The sequence below is a fragment of the Streptomyces sp. NPDC048269 genome, from assembly GCF_040652395.1.
Classification (GTDB): domain Bacteria; phylum Actinomycetota; class Actinomycetes; order Streptomycetales; family Streptomycetaceae; genus Streptomyces.
Genome location: NZ_JBEZLW010000007.1, coordinates 214319 through 232570 on the forward strand (window position 1 = coordinate 214319; position 18252 = coordinate 232570).

The 18252-nt window shown below is 72.5% G+C and carries 15 protein-coding genes and 1 pseudogene; 9 read left to right on the forward strand and 7 right to left on the reverse strand.

Going from position 1 to position 18252, the window contains the following annotated elements; genetic code table 11:
* Positions 1-117 precede the first annotated feature (117 nt).
* Complete coding sequence (locus AB0D48_RS11135; RefSeq protein WP_362393606.1) at positions 118-2901, forward strand: LuxR family transcriptional regulator; 2784 nt, start codon at positions 118-120, stop codon at positions 2899-2901.
* A 73-nt stretch (positions 2902-2974) separates the two neighbouring features.
* On the opposite strand, the gene AB0D48_RS11140 is transcribed toward AB0D48_RS11135, so the two are convergent.
* The 3 genes from AB0D48_RS11140 to AB0D48_RS11150 form a co-directional block, all read right to left on the reverse strand.
* On the reverse strand, positions 2975-3388 hold the full coding sequence (locus AB0D48_RS11140) for a rodlin (protein ID WP_362393609.1): 414 nt from the start codon (positions 3386-3388) through the stop codon (positions 2975-2977).
* Between the two features lie 173 nt (positions 3389-3561).
* Positions 3562-3753: a DUF5302 domain-containing protein gene (locus tag AB0D48_RS11145; protein WP_327412189.1), complete on the reverse strand. Its 192-nt coding sequence runs from the start codon at positions 3751-3753 to the stop codon at positions 3562-3564.
* Between the two features lie 36 nt (positions 3754-3789).
* Complete coding sequence (locus AB0D48_RS11150) at positions 3790-5568, reverse strand: Imm49 family immunity protein (RefSeq protein ID WP_362393614.1); 1779 nt, start codon at positions 5566-5568, stop codon at positions 3790-3792.
* A 216-nt stretch (positions 5569-5784) separates the two neighbouring features.
* Here AB0D48_RS11150 and AB0D48_RS11155 point away from each other — a divergent pair, with 216 nt between their 5' ends.
* A complete protein-coding gene (locus AB0D48_RS11155; RefSeq protein ID WP_362393617.1) occupies positions 5785-7146 on the forward strand; it encodes an FAD-dependent oxidoreductase in 1362 nt (453 codons plus the stop codon).
* Positions 7147-7247: 101 nt separating this feature from the next.
* Here AB0D48_RS11155 and AB0D48_RS11160 read toward each other — a convergent pair whose 3' ends face one another.
* Positions 7248-7724, reverse strand: a complete 477-nt coding sequence (locus tag AB0D48_RS11160) for a hypothetical protein (RefSeq protein WP_362393620.1) — start codon at positions 7722-7724, stop codon at positions 7248-7250.
* A 266-nt stretch (positions 7725-7990) separates the two neighbouring features.
* On the opposite strand from AB0D48_RS11160, the gene AB0D48_RS11165 reads away from it, so the two are divergent.
* Complete coding sequence (locus tag AB0D48_RS11165) at positions 7991-8653, forward strand: NAD(P)-binding domain-containing protein (RefSeq protein WP_362393623.1); 663 nt, start codon at positions 7991-7993, stop codon at positions 8651-8653.
* A gap of 160 nt (positions 8654-8813) precedes the next feature.
* A complete protein-coding gene (locus AB0D48_RS11170; protein WP_362393626.1) occupies positions 8814-9287 on the forward strand; it encodes a hypothetical protein in 474 nt (157 codons plus the stop codon).
* Between the two features lie 367 nt (positions 9288-9654).
* On the opposite strand, the gene AB0D48_RS11175 is transcribed toward AB0D48_RS11170, so the two are convergent.
* Positions 9655-9777, reverse strand: a complete 123-nt coding sequence (locus tag AB0D48_RS11175) for a hypothetical protein (RefSeq protein ID WP_362393628.1) — start codon at positions 9775-9777, stop codon at positions 9655-9657.
* 195 nt (positions 9778-9972) lie between these two features.
* Here AB0D48_RS11175 and AB0D48_RS11180 point away from each other — a divergent pair, with 195 nt between their 5' ends.
* Positions 9973-14034 carry a tetratricopeptide repeat protein gene (locus AB0D48_RS11180; protein WP_362393630.1) on the forward strand — a complete coding sequence of 1354 codons (4062 nt, stop codon included), beginning with the start codon at positions 9973-9975 and terminating at the stop codon, positions 14032-14034.
* 174 nt (positions 14035-14208) lie between these two features.
* Here AB0D48_RS11180 and AB0D48_RS11185 read toward each other — a convergent pair whose 3' ends face one another.
* Both AB0D48_RS11185 and AB0D48_RS11190 read right to left on the reverse strand, forming a co-directional pair.
* The gene (locus AB0D48_RS11185) at positions 14209-14718 is read right to left on the reverse strand and encodes a DUF664 domain-containing protein (protein WP_362393632.1); all 510 of its coding nucleotides are present in this window, start codon (positions 14716-14718) and stop codon (positions 14209-14211) included.
* 51 nt (positions 14719-14769) lie between these two features.
* Positions 14770-16317 carry an MFS transporter gene (locus AB0D48_RS11190; RefSeq protein WP_362393634.1) on the reverse strand — a complete coding sequence of 516 codons (1548 nt, stop codon included), beginning with the start codon at positions 16315-16317 and terminating at the stop codon, positions 14770-14772.
* Between the two features lie 145 nt (positions 16318-16462).
* Between AB0D48_RS11190 and AB0D48_RS11195 the strand changes: the two genes are divergently transcribed.
* From AB0D48_RS11195 to AB0D48_RS11210, 4 genes and pseudogenes are all read left to right on the forward strand, one after another.
* Positions 16463-16906, forward strand: a complete 444-nt coding sequence (locus AB0D48_RS11195; RefSeq protein ID WP_362393636.1) for a MarR family transcriptional regulator — start codon at positions 16463-16465, stop codon at positions 16904-16906.
* A gap of 61 nt (positions 16907-16967) precedes the next feature.
* Entirely contained in the window at positions 16968-17339 is a 372-nt protein-coding gene (locus tag AB0D48_RS11200; RefSeq protein ID WP_362393639.1) for a DUF4180 domain-containing protein, read from the forward strand.
* Positions 17336-17935 carry a HutD family protein gene (locus AB0D48_RS11205; protein WP_362393642.1) on the forward strand — a complete coding sequence of 200 codons (600 nt, stop codon included), beginning with the start codon at positions 17336-17338 and terminating at the stop codon, positions 17933-17935. Before AB0D48_RS11200 ends, AB0D48_RS11205 begins: the two co-directional genes overlap by 4 nt.
* A gap of 139 nt (positions 17936-18074) precedes the next feature.
* Positions 18075-18248 (forward strand): annotated as a pseudogene (locus AB0D48_RS11210) (MarR family transcriptional regulator); the annotation flags it as partial.
* Between the last annotated feature and the right edge of the window lie 4 nt (positions 18249-18252).

Below are 18252 nucleotides of genomic sequence, written 5' to 3' on the forward strand. Positions count from 1 at the left end.
TTCCGGCCGCGTGACTGATTTCTGCGTCACAATCCGTGTTCACCCGGCACCCGACCTCGTATTGTCGCGTCACAGGGAAGGCACAGGAGCTGGGGACCGAGAGGCTGGTGGCTGTGCGTGGTGGCGGCGACGGGGCACGCTGACACAAGTGTCGGACAGGGCGAACTGGTCAGGGCGGTCGACCGCGCGCTGACCACGCACGGCCGGGCGCTGCTCACCGGCCCGGCCGGCGCGGGCAAGACCGAGGTCGTCCGCGCCGTCGCGGCGGCGGCCGAAGCGCGCCGCGAGACCGTGCTGCGCCTCGCACCCGAGGCCGCCGACCAGTGCATCCCCGAAGCCTCCGCGGCGGCCCTCCTGGCCACCGTCCCCGCCGCCGCACTGGAACGGCTGTCCGGCCCCCAGCGCACCGCGATCGCCCTCCTGCGCCGCGAGACGGACGCCCCCCGCGACGGCCGCGACCACGTCGCCCTGCGCCTCGCCGTCGTCGAGGTGCTCCGCACGCTCGCCGCCCGCCAGCCCGTCCTCCTCGTCCTCGACAACGCCCAGTGGCTCGACGCCGAGAGCACCGACCTGCTCCGCTTCGCCCTGCGCCTCACCCCGCCGCGCGTCCAGGTCCTCGTCGCCGAATGCGTCCAGGGCGGCACGTCCGTCGGCGAACCCCTCTGCGGCACCGGCACCCCCGCGATCCGGGTGCCCCCGCTCGGCGCCGACGAGATCGCCGAACTCCTCGTCCGCCACGGCCTCCCGGCCCGCCTCGCCGGCCGCATCCACCAGGCCAGCGGCGGCAACCCGCGGCTCGCCCTCGCCCTCGGGCACTCCCTCGCCGAAGCCGCCGGAGCCCGCGACGCCGGCGCCCACCACGCCGACACCCTGCCCGTCTCCGGCCAGGCCCGCGAAGTGGCCCGCCGACTGCTCGCCGAGGCCCCTGCCCAGGCCCGCCGCACCCTGCTCCTCGCCGCCCTCGCCACCCGCCCGACCACCGCCCTGCTGCGCCGGGCAGGGCGCCCCGACGCCGAGACCGAACTGGCCGAGGCGGAACGGGCCGCGCTCGTCAGGGTGGGGGAGGACGGCACCGTCGAGTTCACCGCCGGCGCCCTGCCCACCGCGCTCGCCGCCGACGCGGGCTGGCCCGAACGCGCCGCCGGCCACGCCGCGCTGGCCGCAGCCGTCGACGACCCCGTCCAGGCCGTACGCCACCGCGCGCTGGCCGTGGACAGCCCCGACCCACGGCTCGCCGCGGAGATATCGGAGGCCGCCGCGGTCTGCCGCCGCCGGGGCCAGCGGGCCCTCGCCGCCGAACTCGGCCTGCTCGCCGCCGAACGTACCCCCTCCCACCTGGCCGGAGAACAGCTCGCCCGCCTCGTCACCGCCGCCGAGGACGCCGGCTGGGCCGGCCGCGCCGACCTCGCCCGCCGCGCCACCCGCGCCGTCCTGGCCCGCGACGCCTCACCCGCCGACCGGGTACGTGCCCGGCTCGCCGTGATCGACGCCGCCGGCCAGGCGCTCGGCGCCCTCGACGAGACCTTCGCGTGCGCCATGGACGACGCCGCCGGGGACCCCTCGCTCCAGGCCGCCGTCCAGCTGCGGATCGCCTGGAAGCACAACCTCAGCGACGGCGACCCCGTCCGCTCCCGCGACGCCGCGGCCCGGGCGGGGGCCCTCGCCGCACTCGGCGGCGACCAGGTCGCCGAGGCCATGGCGCTGACCGTACGGGCCCGCATGGGCCGCATCCTCGGGGACCCGGGCGCCGAGGCGATCCTCTCCGAGGCGCTCGCCCTGCCCGTCCCCGACGTACCGCTCGGCATGCGCAACGCGCCCCAGTACCTCGCCGTACGGCACGCCCTGTTCGACGACCGCCTGGACGACGCCCGCCGCCAGCTGATGGCCCTGCTGCCCGCCGTCCAGCGCACCGGCTCCGCCGAGGACGTCTTCGAGGTCCTGCGCAGCCTCACCGAGGTCGAACTGCGCAGCGGCCGGTGCGCGGCCGCCTCCGCCCGCGCCCGCCAGGCGCTGGAGCTGACGATCGAGGCGGGCCTCTCGCCCGGCCCCGCCTGGTACGTCGCCGCGATGGCCGAGGCCACCGGCGGCAGCTTCGCACGCGCCGCCGGATACGCCCGGCGCGGCATCCAGGCCTCGCAGGAGGAGCACGACCAGGTCTTCCTCTCCCGGAGCCTGCACGCCCTCGGCCTCGTCGAACTGGCCACCGGAGAGGCGGCGAAAGCCGTCGCCACCCTGCGCCGGGTAGCCGAACTCGAAGCCGCCCAGAAGGTGGTGGACCCCTCCATCCTGCGCTGGCACGGGGAACTCGCCGAGGCCCTGGTCGCCGCCGACGCGACCGAGGAGGCCGCCCGGCTGATCGACTCCGTCCGTACCGTCGCCCGCGGCCTCGGCCGCACCGGGGTGGTCGCCGCACTCGACCGGGCCCGCGGACTGTGCCTGTCCGCACAGGGTGACGCAGACGCCGCCGTGCAGCTGCTGGAGGCCACGGCTCAGCGCTTCGAGACCCTGCGGCTGCCGCTGGAGCGGGGCCGTACGCTGCTCGCGCTCGCCCGCGTGGAACGGCGCCGCCGGCGCCGCGCACCCGCGCGCGCCGCACTCCAGGCCGCGGCCGAGGTGTTCCAGCAGGCCGGGGCGGCGCCGTGGACGGAGCTCGCCCGGGAGCCGGCCCCCGGCGAGGGGGGCGGTGCGGAAACGGTGGCGGTCGCAGCCCTGACCGAGGCCGAGACCCGCCTCGCACTGCTCGTCAGCCAGGGCGCGAGCAACCAGGAGGCAGCGGCGAAGCTGTTCCTCAGCGTGAAGACGGTGGAGGCACGGCTGACCCGTATCTACCAGAAGCTCGACGTACGCTCCCGGGCCCAGCTCGCCACGGCGCTGGCCACCGCGCTGCGCGCCTCCCGCTGAGGCGACGCAGCCGCCGGAACGGCGTGGCGCCGGCGTGGCAGGCCACGCCGGCGCTCGATCAGCGGATCAGCGATCAGCTGCCGGTGGAGAGGTTGCCGGAGAGGACCGGGATGTTGCTGAGGATGTGTGAGGCCGTCTCGTCGCCCTTGGCCTGCGTGGAGTTCTCCGCGCACTGCTGGTTCTGCGGGTTGGACGCCACGTTGATGTCCTGGACGCCGATGTTGGCGAGCACCGCGAACAGGGACTGGGCGTTGACCTTGGCCGGCAGGCCGATGCAGAGCTTGTTCAGGGAGCCCTGGACGGCGCCGAGCTGCGGGCTCATCTTGCCCTTGGTCTCCTGGTTGCCGTAGATCTGCGCGGCGCCGTTGCCGTTGACGGTGTTGATGCCGTTGTCGTTGCCGATGGCCATCGCCGGGGTGGCTACTGCGGCGCCCGCGCCCAGCACGGAGGCGGTGACCGCGGCGGTGGCCATGAACTTCTTGAACATGTGGGGGGATCCTTCTGTCGCACTGTCGCATGAGATAGCCGCCCTCGGCGGGCGAGCTGATCAACTGCTGTCGGCGCTTCTGGTTATCCCCACTCACCCGAGTGGCCCAATCTCACGGAGCGGCCCGGTCCCGCCGCCCGTGACGGCGAGACTGAGCTCCTCGTGTCCGAGGGTCAGCCGGTCTTGCGGCGGACCTTCTTGTTCTTGCCGCCGGGACCGCTGCTCGCACCCTGGACCTTCGCGCGACTCTGATGCGCCTGCTGGGACTGGGCGTTCGCGGCGTTGCGCTCCAGCGCCTCACGGAACTTCCGCTTGGCCTCGTCGGCCGGTGATTCGTCCTGCGGGGTGTCTGTCTCGTCTGCCATGTGTCCTCCTGGGGGTGATCAAGCCGTTTCAGTCTGTCAGCTGGCGTGCCCGCTGACCAGCGAGTTCCGTGTGATGAGCTCCTCGGGCAGGTAGGGGGAGACCACCGGCACGGGCCAGCCCATGCGCCGGGCATGGCAGACCAGCGCCAGGATGTCCAGGCTGAGGACGGCCTCGGCCTCCTTCCCGAGGTCGCCGACCTCGTAGTGCTCGCGGTGCGCCTCCAGGGCGTCGGCCAAGGCCAGGGCGAAGCCCTCCCGGTCGCCCTCGACGAGCTGTGAGAGCAGGACGACCGGTGGCACGACGAAGTTGGTGTCACGCAGCGGGGAGATCGTCCGCAGCGCGCGCTCCAGGGCGGGCTCGGGGTCGGCCCCGCGCAGGTAGTCCTGGAGTGCCCGCCCGTACGCGGCCCCCGCGGTGACGTTCCGGGCGAAGATGTCCGGGTCGGTCAGGACGCAGGCGGCGAGCAGCTCCCGCTGTCCGGTGATCAGGGCGAGGGCCACCAGGTCCAGCCAGGTGTACGGGTGCGGTCCGGCGGGGCCGCCGGTCGCGGTCAGCCGGTGGGTGGTGCCGCCGACGGTGATGTCGGCCCCGGTCCCCGGTTCGGCCCTCATCAGGCGCAGGGCCGCGGTCCCCGCCTCGGCGGCGCTCAGCAGTGCTTCCTGCTGCCGCTCGTCGCGCCCCTGCGGATCGACGGCAGCGCGCAGGCGGAAGCGCCGCAGCTGCCGGCCCGTCAGCCCGAGCAGCAGTCCGGTGGCCTTGTCCGCGTCCGTTCCCGCCTCGCGGAACTCGGCCGGCTGCTGCCGCGCGTACTCGTCGTACTGGGCCAGGTCGGCCTGCGCGGCCGCCGGACGTGGCGGCCGGCCGACCACGATCGGCCCTGCGGCCAGGGCCTCCACGGCGTCGGCGCGCTTCTTCCGGCCGTACGCGCGCACCCGCGGCTCGCCCGTGTCGAGGCGGCGGACCAGTGCCTCGGGAAGGTAGTCGGAGGCGATCTCGTTCGGCAGCCACGCGCCGTCCCGGAGCCCCAGCGACACGAGGGTGATGGCGTCCAGCGGCAGCAGGGTGCGCGGCGCGGGGTCGTCCTCGCCGGAGTGCTGTGCGTGGTGGCGCTCCAGCAGGGCCGTCAGCGCGCGGTGGTAGCCCGGGCGGTCGCCCGCGGCCAGGGCCCGCAGGGTGGTGAGGGCCGCCCGGTGGTCCGGCAGGTCGGTGCCGGCGCCGACGGCGTCGACCACCGACTCGATCAGTGCCAGCCGTTCGGCCTCGGAGGCCCCGCGGGCCGCCGCGGCCGGGTCCTGGCCCTCGATGTGGCCGAAGGCGAACGCCATGAGGGCGTGGACCAGCCCGACGTCGGCCCGCCCGGTGTGGCCGTCGAGCGCGGGGGCCGCGTCGATGAGCAGCCTGTCCTCCTGGGCGCCGCTGATCCAGTTCAGGTAGAAGGCGTTCAGCCAGGGGCGGGGGTGCGCGGCGGCGTCCGCGGGGACCTCGGAGTCGTCCTCGTAGATCATCCCGCTGCCCGTGTACTCGACGATCACGCGCGCCCGGTCCTTCAGCCCCGCCCCCAGGGCCGTCGAGCCGATCGCGGCCGTGGCCGCCGACTGGAAGGCGAGACGGCAGTCCTTGCCGTGGAGGAGTCCGGGATCGCGCAGCGACCGGGCGGCCACGTAGTCCAGGAAGGAGTCGGACACGAGCCACCAGCCGTACTCGGGCACGTCGTGGTTGCTCATCCGGTGCACCTCGCCCTCGATGCGTTCGGCGAACCCCTCGACCGCCGCGTCCAGTGCCGCGGCCCCCACCTCGTGGCGCTCGATTCGCACCGTTGCCTCCCGCTTGTAACCCTGTTCGATCTTCAAGGGAAGCACAGGAGGGGCGGTGCGCGGCCATTCCGGGTCCAAGGATCGCTTGGGGGGGTCATAAGTTGTGATGATGGGGTCATAAGACGATGCCGGGTGCCGGGTAAGGATTGCCTTAGTTTAGGGTTCCCTTGATCCACCTGTGATCCACCTTGCTGTCGCTCGAAGGGAACCCCTGCCATGCCTCGCCCTCTGCGAGTAGCAATCGTCGGTGCCGGCCCCGCCGGGATCTATGCCGCCGACGCGCTGCTGAAGTCCGAGGCCGCCGCCGAGCCCGGTGTGTCCATCGACCTCTTCGAGAAGATGCCCGCGCCCTTCGGCCTGATCCGGTACGGCGTGGCCCCCGACCACCCGCGGATCAAGGGCATCATCACGGCCCTTCACCAGGTGCTCGACAAGCCGCAGGTCCGCCTCTTCGGCAACGTCGACTACCCGGGCGACATCAGCCTCGACGAACTGCACTCCTTCTACGACGCCGTGATCTTCTCCACCGGCGCCACGGCGGACCGCGCCCTCGCGATACCGGGCGTCGACCTCGACGGCTCCTACGGCGCCGCCGACTTCGTCTCCTGGTACGACGGCCACCCGGACGTCCCGCGCACCTGGCCCCTGGAGGCGGAGAAGGTCGCCGTGCTCGGCGTCGGCAACGTCGCCCTCGACGTCGCCCGCATCCTGGCCAAGACGGCCGACGAGCTGCTGCCGACCGAGATCCCGCCGAACGTCTACGACGGCCTCAAGGCCAACAAGGCCCTCGAAGTCCACGTCTTCGGGCGCCGCGGCCCGGCCCAGGCCAAGTTCAGCCCCATGGAGCTGCGGGAGCTGGACCACTCGCCCACCATCGAGGTCATCGTCAACCCCGAGGACATCGACTACGACGAGGGCTCGATCGCCACCCGCCGCTCCAACAAGCAGGCCGACATGGTCGCCAAGACCCTGGAGAACTGGGCGATCCGGGACATCGGCGACCGGCCGCACAAGCTGTTCCTGCACTTCTTCGAGTCGCCCACCGAGGTGCTCGGCGAGGACGGCAAGGTGGTCGGGCTGCGCACCGAGCGCACCGAGCTCGACGGCACCGGCAACGTCAAGGGGACGGGCCGGTTCACCGACTGGGACGTCCAGTCCGTCTACCGGGCCGTCGGCTACCTCTCCGACGAACTCCCCAAGCTCCCCTGGGACGTCGAGTCGGGCACGGTCCCGGACGAGGGCGGCCGCGTGATCGAGGCCGGCGGCCACCTGCAGTCGACGTACGTGACCGGGTGGATCCGGCGCGGCCCGGTCGGCCTGATCGGCCACACCAAGGGCGATGCGAACGAGACCGTCGCGAACCTGCTGGCCGACCACGCGGACGGCCGTCTGCACACCCCCGCGGCGCCCGCGCCGGAGGCGGTCGAGGCCTTCCTCGCCGAGCGCACGGTCCGTTACACGACCTGGGAAGGCTGGCACCGGCTGGATGCCGCCGAGAAGGCGCTCGGTGAGCCCCAGGGCCGCGAGCGCGTGAAGATCGTCGAGCGCGACGACATGCTGAAGGCCAGCGGAGCCTAGTCAGGGCAGACGAGGGGCCGGGACCCGGGCGGGTCCCGGCCCCTCGTCTACGCGGTCCCGGCCCGTCGTGTACGCGGGTCCCGGCCCTTCGCGTACGCGGGTCAGTCCCGGACGGAGACGATCTTCCGGGTGGCCAGGTCGGCCTGGACGTAGACCTTCGTCGAGTCGCCGCCCCACGTCAGCGTGACCGTGGCGTCGGTCCTGCCCGTTCCGCTCCCGGTGGAGGTCACCTTCCACTTGAGCGGCACGTTCTGCGCGCGGAGCACGCCGTCCGCGTGGTTCGTCTCCTCCCACTGCCTCAGCTCCGCCTGGAGCGGCTCGGAGAGGTAGGAGGCACGCAGCCGGTCCGCGGTCTGGCCGTCTCCGTCGTACACCGCGTCGATGTAGGAGCCGTAGAAGTCGGCGATCCGGGTGAAGGCGGCCTCGGGGCTGCCCGAGACGGACGGAGCCGCGGCCGCCGCCGGGGCCCGTTGCCCCGTGGATCCGTCCGCGGAGGCGCTGGTGACGAGGGCGAGGGTGAGTACGGCGGCGGCCGCGAGGGTGAGGGAGGCGGTGCGCTTGGCTGAGAGCTTGGACATCGGCTGAGCCTTTCCCCGTGCTGAGTGGCTGCACTGACCGACGACGCCCCGGCCCCGTCCGGTTCTCGGAATGCGAGGAATGGCCGAAAAGTCACGCCGACGGGTGCGCCGGGCACGTCAGGGGCGCCGCCGGCCCCGCCCCGCCCCCGTACGGCGGCCCGAACACGTCGCTCGTCCGGGGTACCGGGGACATCCGACGGAATGCGGTGCCGATCGGGGGAGTTCCTACCAGCGCGAGACCTCATCCCGTACGCACTGGAGAGCTCATGAAGATCGGCATCATCGGCGCGGGCAACATCGGCGGCAACCTCACCCGTCGCCTGACGGCCCTCGGACACGACGTGTCCGTGGCGAACTCGCGCGGACCCGAAACCCTGACCGCCCTCGCCGAGGAAACCGGCGCCACCCCCGTCACCGTCGCCGAAGCGGCGCGCGGCGCCGAGATCGTCGTGGTCACCATCCCCTTCAAGAACGTGCCGGACCTCCCCTCCGGCCTCTTCGACGGAGCCGCCGACGGCTTCACCGTCATCGACACCGGCAACTACTACCCCCAGCAGCGCGACGGCCGGATCGCCGCCGTCGAGGACGAGGGCCTCACCGAGAGCCGCTGGACCGAGCGCGCGCTCGGCCACCCCGTGATCAAGGCCTTCAACGGCACCTACGCCCAGGACATCCTCGACCGGCACCGCCCGGCGGGCGCCCCGGACCGGATCGCGCTGCCCGTCGCGGGCGACGACGAGGCGGGGAAGAAGGCCGTACGCGCCCTCATCGAGGAACTCGGCTTCGACACCGTCGACGCCGACGGTCTCGACGACTCCTGGCGCCAGCAGCCCGACACCCCCGTCTACGGGCTCCGGGAAGGCATCGCAGGCGTCACCAAGGCCCTCGCCGAAGCCTCCCCGGAACGCAAGGCGGCCTTCCGCGGCTGACGGCCGCGCGCCCACCGGGAATCCGGCCGGCGGCGCCGCTCCCGAGGCCCGCCCGGCCGGCTCCCGACGGCCCGCATGCGGTTAACCTGGCTCCGGGCGTGGGGAGTTCCGGCAACCACCGCGGGCCGGGGCGCCCCCGGAGTCGAACTCAGGAGGACGCATGCTGGCCGAGTCTGTGACGGCGCTCGCCGGGGCGGGTGCCACCGCGCTGATCGGTGCCATGGCCACCGACATGTGGCAGGGGGCCCGCAGCGGGGCCGTCCGGCTCTTCGGCCGGGGCGGGGAGGCACGCGGCAACGCGATCGGGGCGCAGCTCGACGACGACGCCGTGCTCGTCGTGCGCGCCGAACCGGGCGGGGCTGACGAGATCCGGGAGGAACTGCAGCCCGTGTGGCGCCGCAGGCTGCTCCTGCTGCTGGAGGAACACCCCGATTCCGAAGCCGAGTTGCGCGAGCTGGTGGAGCGGGTGCAGAGCGGGCTGCCGGCCGAGCGCCAGGTATGCGTGCAGTCGAACACCGCCCGGGACAACGCCACCCTCTTCGCCGTGCAGGGCGGCAACCTCCACTACCACCAGGCTGCCGACGGGCAGTTGCCGCCGCCCGACGAGCAGCACGGGAGGGACGGGGCCTCCTGACGGCGGACGACATCCCCGTATCGATCCGGACCGTCGAGCCAAGGGCGGCCGGGACCTCAGGTTCCCTCTCGACACCGTCGACGCCACCGTCGTAGAAGTGGAGCGGCTGCGCCAGTCTCCTGGCGGCGGGCGACAGCCGTCGCTGACCGACGGCCCCGGATCAACCGGCCGGAGCTGCATTTCGGCGGTGCGGCAACCGAGTTGTGGGGATCTGCCGTTCTCCGCCCGCCCGGGGCCCCGTCGTGCTCTGATGGATCGGTGGACACTCTCACAGCGACCCGGGCCGAAGCAGGCCCGGCGGAGGGTACGGGGCCGCCGGCGCTCCCGGCCAGGGCGGAGCGACGGCGGCCGCAGTGGCAGCAGGACCTCAGTCCGAGAACCGGTCGAGCAGCCAGGCGAACACGGCACGGGCGGCGCCGCTGACAGCGGCACCGAGCACGGTCACCGACCAGGGCGTCTGCCCGCGGCGGGGCCGGCGGGTGCGGGACATCTTCATCGTTCTCCTTCTGGATGGACGTCGGATGGTGGGCGTCGGCCGACGAGGAAGACGATCCGGGTGAAGGCGCCGCACCGGAGCCATCAGGGATGAATCGGGAAGTCCGAACGATTTGCGCTGGTCGCACCAGGTGTGACTGTGGATCACTCGGGACGATCCGGGACGGGTTTCACGGTGGGGAGAGCCGACATGACGGCAATGCAAGAAGCCCGGCAGTACTTCGCGGCCGCCCTTGTGGAGGCGCATCGCGACGCCGGGACGCCTTCGCTCGCAGAGCTGGAAAAGCGCAGCAAGAAGGGACTGACGCGGTCCACCGTCAGCAGGGTGCTCCTGGCCGACTTCGTGGACCCCCCGCCGTGGGCGTTCGTCGATCTCTTCCTCGCAACCTGCACGGCATGTGCAGAGGCCGAGAAGAAGTCGGTGACCGCTGCGTTCTTCGACCGCGCGGTGTGGCGGAGACGCTATGCGGATCTTGAGGTGTTGTGGGAGGCGTACCGGAAGGACGAAGAGGGGCTCCCTCCGGAAGTCCAGCCGTTCCCGCTGAAGGACGCGCAGCCGCTGACGGCGGATCTGTGCGAACAGCCGAGCCAGTTGCTGCTGGCGCGCCACGAGGTGGTGCCGTTCACCGGCCGGGTGGACGACCTGGCCGCGCTGGCCGGCTGGAGGGACGGGAAGACGCGGGACGGGCAGCCGATCGCCGCCTCGGTGGCATTGCTGCACGGCGGAGGCGGGCAGGGGAAGACCCGGCTGGCCGCCGAACTGGCCCGCCGCACGGCCGCACTGGGGGGATGGAAGGTCTGGCAGGCCGCCCGCACCGGCACGACCACGGCGGCTGCCGGCCGCACCAGGAAGTCGACGCTGGGCCGCAACGCGCTGGTCGTGGTCGACTACGCCGAACGCTGGCCCGCACCGGAGCTCGTGTCCCTGCTGGAGGAGTTGGCCGCCCGGCGTGGCACACGGCTCAGGGTCCTACTCATCGCCCGCTCCCCGGACTGGTGGTCCCTTCTGCTGGACGATCTCCGTAAACAGGGCTACGCACAGGCAGAGTTCCCGTTGGAGTCGCTACCCGAGGGCGACGTCGACGCCCGGCTCCAGGCGTTCACGGTCGCCCGCGAGCGCTTCGGCCGCGCGCTCGGACTGTCGAAGGAGGACGCCGAGACCATTGGGGAGCCCGGGAACCTGGACGACGCGGCCTACGGGCTGACGCTGACCGTGCACATGGCCGCCCTGGTGGCGGTGTACACGCACATCCACGGTGGCGAACCGCCAAGGGATCCGGGCGCGCTGTCGGCGTACCTGCTGGATCGCGAGCGCGGCCACTGGTCGAAGCTGAAGCAGCGGGACCCCGACTGCGCCGTACCGGTGGGCGTCATGACCCAGGCCGTGTACACCGCGACCCTCACCCGCCCCAGGCGTTACCGGGCGGCGCTCACCGCTCTGAAGGACGCCGAGGTGGAGGATCCGGCGTCCCATCCGCAGGTCCTCCGCGAACACGCCGCGTGCTACCCCCCTACCGAGCCGAAGACGTACCTGGAACCGCTCTACCCCGACCGCCTCGGCGAGGACTTCGTCGCCCTCAGCACACCTGGTCCTCCCGCGGGCAGCCATCTGTCGACCGTCTGGGCCGAGCAGGCCGCGGCTCGTCTCCTCCGAGCCACCGCCGACTTCCCCCCCGGCACCCCCGCTCCGGAGTGGAGCCGGGACGTGCTCACCAATCTGATCAACGCCGCCGCCCGCTGGCCCCACCTCGCCGCCGGTGAGCTGGCCCCATTGGCCATCGAGCACCCCGGCCTCATGCTCCACGCGGGCAACGCCGCCCTGGTCGTCCTGGCCCGGATCGAGGACATGCCCATCGAGGCGCTGGAGGCCATCGAGAGTGCCGCTCCCGCGCGGGATCCCGATCTCGACGTGGGAATCGCCGAAATCACCGAAATCTTCTCCGCCGAACGGATCCCGTCCGCCTCGGACCCTGCCGCCAAGGCCGCCCTGTACTCGAAGAGAGCATGGCGGCTGTCCAACTCGGGCCGGCACGAGGAAGCCCTGGAGGCGATCGAGAAGGCGGTGGAGCTCCATCGCGTCCTCGCGCACGGCGGCCACGCGGAACAGCTGTCCGAACTCGCATGGGCACTGAACGGCCTGAGCAACGAACTGCACTGGACCGGACGCCACCGGGCCGCCCTGGAAGCGGCCCAGGAATCCGTGGCACTCCTCGCTGCGGTCGTGCAGAACCGTCCCGAGAAGATCGCCAACCTCGCGGTGGCCTCCACCACCCTGTCCCTGCGGCTGGATGAGCAGGGCCGGACCGCCCAGGGCCTCGAACTCCTGGAGAACGCGGTCCGCATCACCCGGCTCACGGCCGACGCGAGTCCCGCGGACTTCCGTCCCGACCTGGCCGGAATGCTGCACAACCTGGGATCCCAGCTGTCCAGGGTCGGCCGGTTTCGGGAGGCCCTGACTGCGGAGACCGAAGCGTGTTCCATATACCGGCAGTTGGCGGAGCAGGAGCCGAAGGCGTACACCGAGGCCCTGGCGAACGCACTCGACGGCCTGGCGAACGCGCTGGGTGGCCTGGGCCGTCACCGGGAGGCTCTGGCGTCGGGCGAGGAGGCGGTCGGGATCCTCCGGGCCGGCGCCGAGGACAATCCCGGAGCCTACGGGCCGCCCCTGGCCAACGCCCTGTTGAACCTCGGTGTCAGCTCCGGCGAATCGGGTTCCCTCCGGGAAGCCGTACGGTTCTGCCGCGAGTCCGTCGCCATGTCCCGAGAACTCGTGGTCAGAAGTCGGGCCGCCCATCTGCCGTTGCTCGCGAGGGCGGTGATGAATCTCGGCATCTGGCTCGGCGAGTCGGGGTTCCACGGGGAGGCCGTCGGCTTCTCCGAGGAGGCGGTTTCGCTGTTTCGGGAACTGGTCGGGCTCGACTCCGAGAGCCATCTCCCCGGTTTTGCGGAGTCGCTGCTGAATCTCGGACCCCGCTTGGCGGAGACCGGTCGGATCGAGGAGGGTGCGGCCGCCTCCCGGGAAGCGGTCGAGCTGTACCGCCGGCTGAGTCCCGCCAATCCCGTCGTGCACCGCCGCAATCTCGCCATCACGCTGGTGAACCTGGGGAACGGGCTTTCCCGGCAGCGGGATCCCGCAGCGGCCGTGGCGTGCTTCCGGGAGGCGGCCGTCCTGGCCCGAAAGGTTGCGGAAGACAACCCTGGTGGGGGCCTGCCCATCCTGGCCAGTGTCCTGATCAACCTCGCGAGCCAGTTGAACGCGGCGGGACTGCAGGCGGAATCCCTCACCGCGGTGTACGAGGCCGTCGCCATCCAGCGTTCCATGGCCAAGGCCGACGCCGCCGCGCACGAGCCGGTCCTGGCGGCGGCGCTGGTGATCCTCTGTGACGGGCTGAGCGGGGTGGGCCGTCACCAGGAGGCGGTCACGGAGGGAACCCAGGCGGTTGCCATCCTGCAGCGGCTCGCCCAGGCTGCCCCGGCCGCCCATCGGCTGCACCTGGCGCTCGCGCTCAGGAGTCTCGGCCGGCCGCTGGCGGAGTTGAGCCGTCATCACCAGGCCGTCGCGGTCGGCGAGCAGGAGGTCAATGTCTGGCGGTACCTGGCGCAGACCGACCCCGTCGGGTACGAGTTCGATTTGGCGCTGGCCCTGAACAGCCTCGTCGGTCTACTGGCGCAAGCCGAGCGCCACGAAGAGGCAGTCATGGTCGGCGAGCAGGCCGGGGCGCTCTGGCGGCGCCTCGACCACCCCGTCGCCGATCAGATGCTGGCGCTTTCCCTCAGCAGCCTCGGCAGGCCGCTGGCAGCACTGAACCGGCACGAGGACGTCATCGCCGCAGGGAAGGAGGCGCTCGCCATCTGGCGGCGGCTCGCCCAGGAGGACCCCGCCGCCCACCGGCGGCACCTCGTCACCGGGCTGTTCTACGGCCTCGGCCTCCCCCTGGCGCAGTTGGACCGGTGGCAGCAGGCCGAGGGCCACCTGCGGGAGGCCGTCGACCTGCAGCGGCGGCTCGCCCAGGAGGACCCGACCACCCATCTGCCCCAGCTCGCGCAGCTGCTGATCACCGTGGTACTGCTGCGGATCGGCCGGCAGCACGGCCTGCGCGAGGCACTGGCCGCGGCGGAGGAGGCTGTGGAGGCCTACGGCGCTCTGGCCCTGCAGAACCCGGCGCTGTTCCGCGCTCCGTTGGAGAAGGCACAGCAGCTACGGGCCCATCTGCGCGCAACGCTCCCGCCCGACACCGAACGCGAGGAGTAGGGCCCTCGTCGTCCTCTGCGCGATGCAAAGCTGCATCGGACCGGGCACGAAGCCGCCCCGGCGGTGCTTTCGGGGCTTGTGGGTCCGCATCTCCTGCTCCAGCCCCGGCGTCCCCGAAGCCCGCGGCTGCCTGGAGGTGCGGAGGCGGAGGCATTCCTGAACGAACCCCTCGTTCTACGCGTGTTCCAGCAGGCCCCGTACGAAGGCGGCCTGGCCCGCGTGCTGGAGATCGTCGCTCAGCACACTGACCAGGCGCACCCCCAGGGTGACCGGGGGGTCCCAGCGCTCGTCCACCACCCGGTCCAGGTCCGCGGCGGCGAGCTGCCGGACGAACCTCAGGGTCTGCTCGTGGACCGCGTCGTAGTACCCCAGCAGCAGCTCACCGGAGTCGACCCGTACCGAGCCGGCCTGGCGGGCGGTGTGGCCGTATCCGGTCGACCCGACGGGCAGGGGCAGGGCGAACCGGGCCGACCAGTCCTCTGCCCGCCAGATCTGTTCGAGATCCGCGGCATCCGCCACGTGGTCGTCCTGGATCCGGGTGAGGTGCCAGACGAGCCAGGTGATCGAATTGGCCGCCGGGTCGACGCGGGCGTTGAGCCGCTCCGCGGGGAGCCCTTCGACGACCTCGTGCACGATGTCCCGGATCCGTCCGAATCCGTCGGCGATGACGTCCGTAGCCTTCATGCACCCACCATGCGGGGCGCCGCGGCCTGCCCGCCGCGAGCGACACGCGGGTCAGCGGGCGGCGTCGGCCTTCTCCACCGGCACCGCCGACGCCTCCGCACCGGCCGGTGCCGCTGCCGCGGCCGGTGCGGTGGCAGCGGTCGTAGCGGCGGCAGCGGTCACGGTCCCGTGCCCGCCCCGCAGGCCGAACCGGCTGATCACCGCGACCAGGGCGAACGCCGCGGCGCCGAGCCCGAAGGTGAGGGTGAACCCGGACTCGGCGGGCAGCGCGGGGACGCCGGCCGGCAGGTGCTCGATCGTGTGGGACGCCAGGATGGTGGTCACGATGGCGCTGCCGATCGCGCTGCCCGTGGACCGGGAGATCGAGTTGATGCCGTTGGCGATGCCGCTCTGGTGGTGCGGCACGCTGGCCATGATCACGGCGGGCATGGCCGCGTAGCCGAAGCTGACGGCCGCGCCGACGACCAGGCCGGCGCCGATCACCGAGGCGCTGTGCTGGTGGTCCAGGGCGAGCCAGGCGAAGCCGGCGGCGCCGAGCGCGGCGGCCAGGCCGAGCGCCACGCGCGGACCGCGGTGGCGGACCAGCTGGCCGCCGACGGGCGAGGCGAGCAGCGAGACGATCGCCCCGGGCAGCAGGAACTGCACGGAGGCGCGCAGGATCGACGCGTCGAAACCGTAGCCGGTGAGGGCCTTCGGCATCTGGACGAGGTACGAGACCCCCAGGAAGTTCGCGAACATCCCGAAGCCGACGAGGATGCCGGCCAGGTTGGCCATCAGCACCGGGCGGTGGACGAACATCCGCATGTCGACGAGGGGCTCGCGGACCTTGCGCTCGACCAGCACCCAGACGGCCGTCATGACGGCGGCGCCGGCGAAGCTGCCCAGCGTACGGGCGGACGCCCAGCCCCACTCGTGGCCCTGGGAGATCGGCAGCAGGAGCAGCAGCAGTGCGATGCCGAGGGTCAGTGCGCCCAGGAAGTCGGTGCGGCCGCCGGTCTTGTGGCGGGTCGCCGGGACCAGGACGACGACCGCGAGCAGGGCGAGGGCCGCGAAGCCGGTCGCCATCCAGAACGCGTTGCGGTAGTCCGCGCCGGACCCGGAGGTGAGCAGTCCGGTGGCGACGAGCGCGAGGCCACTGCCGAACGCGAGCGTGCCGCTGACCAGCGCCATGGCACCCGGCAGCTTCTGCGGCCGGACCTCCTCGCGCAGGACGGAGAGGGCCAGCGGGAAGATCGCGGTGGCGGCTCCCTGGAGCACCCGGCCGAGGATCAGCAGCGGCAGCGAGGTGGCCAGCGCGGCGATGACGGAACCGGCGACCATGACGCCGAGCACGGCCACCAGGGTCGGCTTCTTACCGTGCTGGTCGCCGAAGCGGCCGAGGAGCGGGGTGAAGACGGCCGCCGACAGCAGGGTGGCGGTGGTCACCCAGCTCACGTTGGCCGTCGAGGTGCCGAGGTCGTTGCGGATGAGGCCGAGGATCGGGACCGGCAGGGTCTGCATCATCGACACGACCATCGCGGCGAGGCTCAGGGCGAAGACGATGACCGTCTCGTTCCGTCGCCCGGCGGCCGGGGCGGCGGCGGGGGAGTGGGTGCTCATGGCTGGCAGGACCTTCTTCGGGCGTCAGAGCTTCAGGGCGCAGATGTTTGATGTCATCAAGTAACTCCGTCGACGGTAGACGTCAATAGTTCAGGTGGTCAAGTAAATAATTGATAATGTCAATCATCCTGAGTACGCTCCAGGTATGAGCGACACCGCCGCCTACACCGCCCCCACCAAGCTCCAGCTGCTGGAGCTGCTCGCCGCCATCGGCACCGCCCAGTGGCGCGATTTCGCCGCCGCGGCCGCCCGCTACGGCCTCACCTCCACCCAGGCCCGGGTCCTCGCCCAGCTCGACGGCCCCGTGCCGATGCGCGGCCTCGCCACGCTGCTGGTGTGCGACGCGTCGAACGTGACCGGCATCGTCGACCGCCTGGAGGCCCGCGAGCTGGTGCGCCGCGAGCCGGCCCCCACCGACCGCCGCGTCAAGAACGTGGTGGCCACCGACGCCGGCCGGGAGATCATCCGCCGGGTACGGGAGGAGATGCAGGCGACGCACAGCGCGCTGGACAGCCTCGACGAGGCCGAGAGCGCGACGCTCTACGCCCTCCTGGAACGCCTGCGCCCCACGATGGAGAAGGACGCCTGAGGGACGCTCGGGCCGACATCGCGTCGACGCGGTGCGCGTCCCGGAAGTAGCCTCGACCACCATGGGTTCCCTGCAGACGATCAATGACGTGCCCGTCCTGGTGTACGAGGCCGAGGGCGAGGCCCTCGCCGGTGAACGCGAAGCCCTGGACTGCATCGGCGACGCCTCCTACCAGGGCGCCCGGTGGGTCGTGATCCCCGCCGCGCGATTCGACGAGACGTTCTTCCGGCTGAGCACCCGCGTCGCCGGCGAGATCATCCAGAAGTTCGTCCAGTACCGGATGGGCATCGTCGTCCTGGGTGACATCAGCTCGCACACGGCGGCCAGTCCGGCGCTGCGGGACTTCGTCCGCGAGTGCAATCGCGGGCGCCAGACCTGGTTCCTCGCCGACCTGGGGGAACTGCGGGAGCGGCTGGCCGGGTCGGCGGCATGAGCGGCGGTACGAGCGGTGGTGCGAGCGGCGGCGCCGTACTCCGGGTCCTGCGGGCGGCCGACCGTACCGCCACCGTGTGGAAGAACGGCGGGGGAGTCACCCGCGAGATCGCGGTCCGGCCCGAGGGCGCGGGCATGGACGACTTCGTCTGGCGGGCGAGCCTCGCCGAGGTCGGCTCCGACGGCCCCTTCTCGGCCTTCCCCGGGATCGACCGCACCCTCACCCTCGCCGAGGGCGCGGGCATGGACCTCACCGTCGGGGGCGTGGGCCGCCTCGTGGACGAGCGGTACGTCCCGCAGGCCTTCGCCGGGGACGAACCGACCGACTGCCGGCTCCTCGACGGCCCCGTCGTGAACTTCAACGTGATGTACCGCAGGGGTGCCGCGGTGGTGGAGACCGCCGTCGTACGCGGCCGGCTCACCGTCACCGCCCCGCCGGACGAGACCCTGCTGGTCGTGGCCCTGGAGGGTGCGGCGACGCTCGACGCCGACGGTCTGGCCGTCGCGCTGGACCCGTACGACGCGGTCCTCGCGGCGGGCCCCTTCACCGGCCTCGTACGGACCTCCGGGCGCGCGGCCGTGGTGCGCTTCCGGTAGGCCGGTCCCCGCCCGGCCCCCGGGTGGCGGCGTGGCGGCGAGGAGGATGCCCGTCAGGGCCGGCGCGAGCCCGAACAACTGCTGGACGCTGAGCGTCTCGCCCGCGGTCGCCGTGCCCAGCAGCACACCCGTCACCGGAGGCCGCGTGGTCGCCCTCACCCCGGCCGGCCGGGACCTGATCGACCAGGCCCTCACCGACCACATGCGCAACGAGCGGAGCCTCCTGGACGGCCTGACGCCCGAGCAAACCGCGCAGTTGGAGGCGCTCCTCACCGCCTGGCCGGCCAAGGTCGAGCCGCCACCCGTGACGTGAGCGC

Coding starts and splice junctions, on each gene's coding strand:
- AB0D48_RS11140 (WP_362393609.1), bottom strand. CDS start 3,388: ATGTTCAAGAAGTTCATGGCCACCGCCGCGGTCACCGCCTCCGTGCTG.
- AB0D48_RS11145 (WP_327412189.1), bottom strand. CDS start 3,753: ATGGCAGACGAGACAGACACCCCGCAGGACGAATCACCGGCCGACGAG.
- AB0D48_RS11155 (WP_362393617.1), top strand. CDS start 5,785: ATGCCTCGCCCTCTGCGAGTAGCAATCGTCGGTGCCGGCCCCGCCGGG.
- AB0D48_RS11160 (WP_362393620.1), bottom strand. CDS start 7,724: ATGTCCAAGCTCTCAGCCAAGCGCACCGCCTCCCTCACCCTCGCGGCC.
- AB0D48_RS11165 (WP_362393623.1), top strand. CDS start 7,991: ATGAAGATCGGCATCATCGGCGCGGGCAACATCGGCGGCAACCTCACC.
- AB0D48_RS11170 (WP_362393626.1), top strand. CDS start 8,814: ATGCTGGCCGAGTCTGTGACGGCGCTCGCCGGGGCGGGTGCCACCGCG.
- AB0D48_RS11175 (WP_362393628.1), bottom strand. CDS start 9,777: ATGTCCCGCACCCGCCGGCCCCGCCGCGGGCAGACGCCCTGGTCGGTG.
- AB0D48_RS11180 (WP_362393630.1), top strand. CDS start 9,973: ATGACGGCAATGCAAGAAGCCCGGCAGTACTTCGCGGCCGCCCTTGTG.
- AB0D48_RS11185 (WP_362393632.1), bottom strand. CDS start 14,718: ATGAAGGCTACGGACGTCATCGCCGACGGATTCGGACGGATCCGGGAC.
- AB0D48_RS11190 (WP_362393634.1), bottom strand. CDS start 16,317: ATGAGCACCCACTCCCCCGCCGCCGCCCCGGCCGCCGGGCGACGGAAC.
- AB0D48_RS11195 (WP_362393636.1), top strand. CDS start 16,463: ATGAGCGACACCGCCGCCTACACCGCCCCCACCAAGCTCCAGCTGCTG.
- AB0D48_RS11200 (WP_362393639.1), top strand. CDS start 16,968: ATGGGTTCCCTGCAGACGATCAATGACGTGCCCGTCCTGGTGTACGAG.
- AB0D48_RS11205 (WP_362393642.1), top strand. CDS start 17,336: ATGAGCGGCGGTACGAGCGGTGGTGCGAGCGGCGGCGCCGTACTCCGG.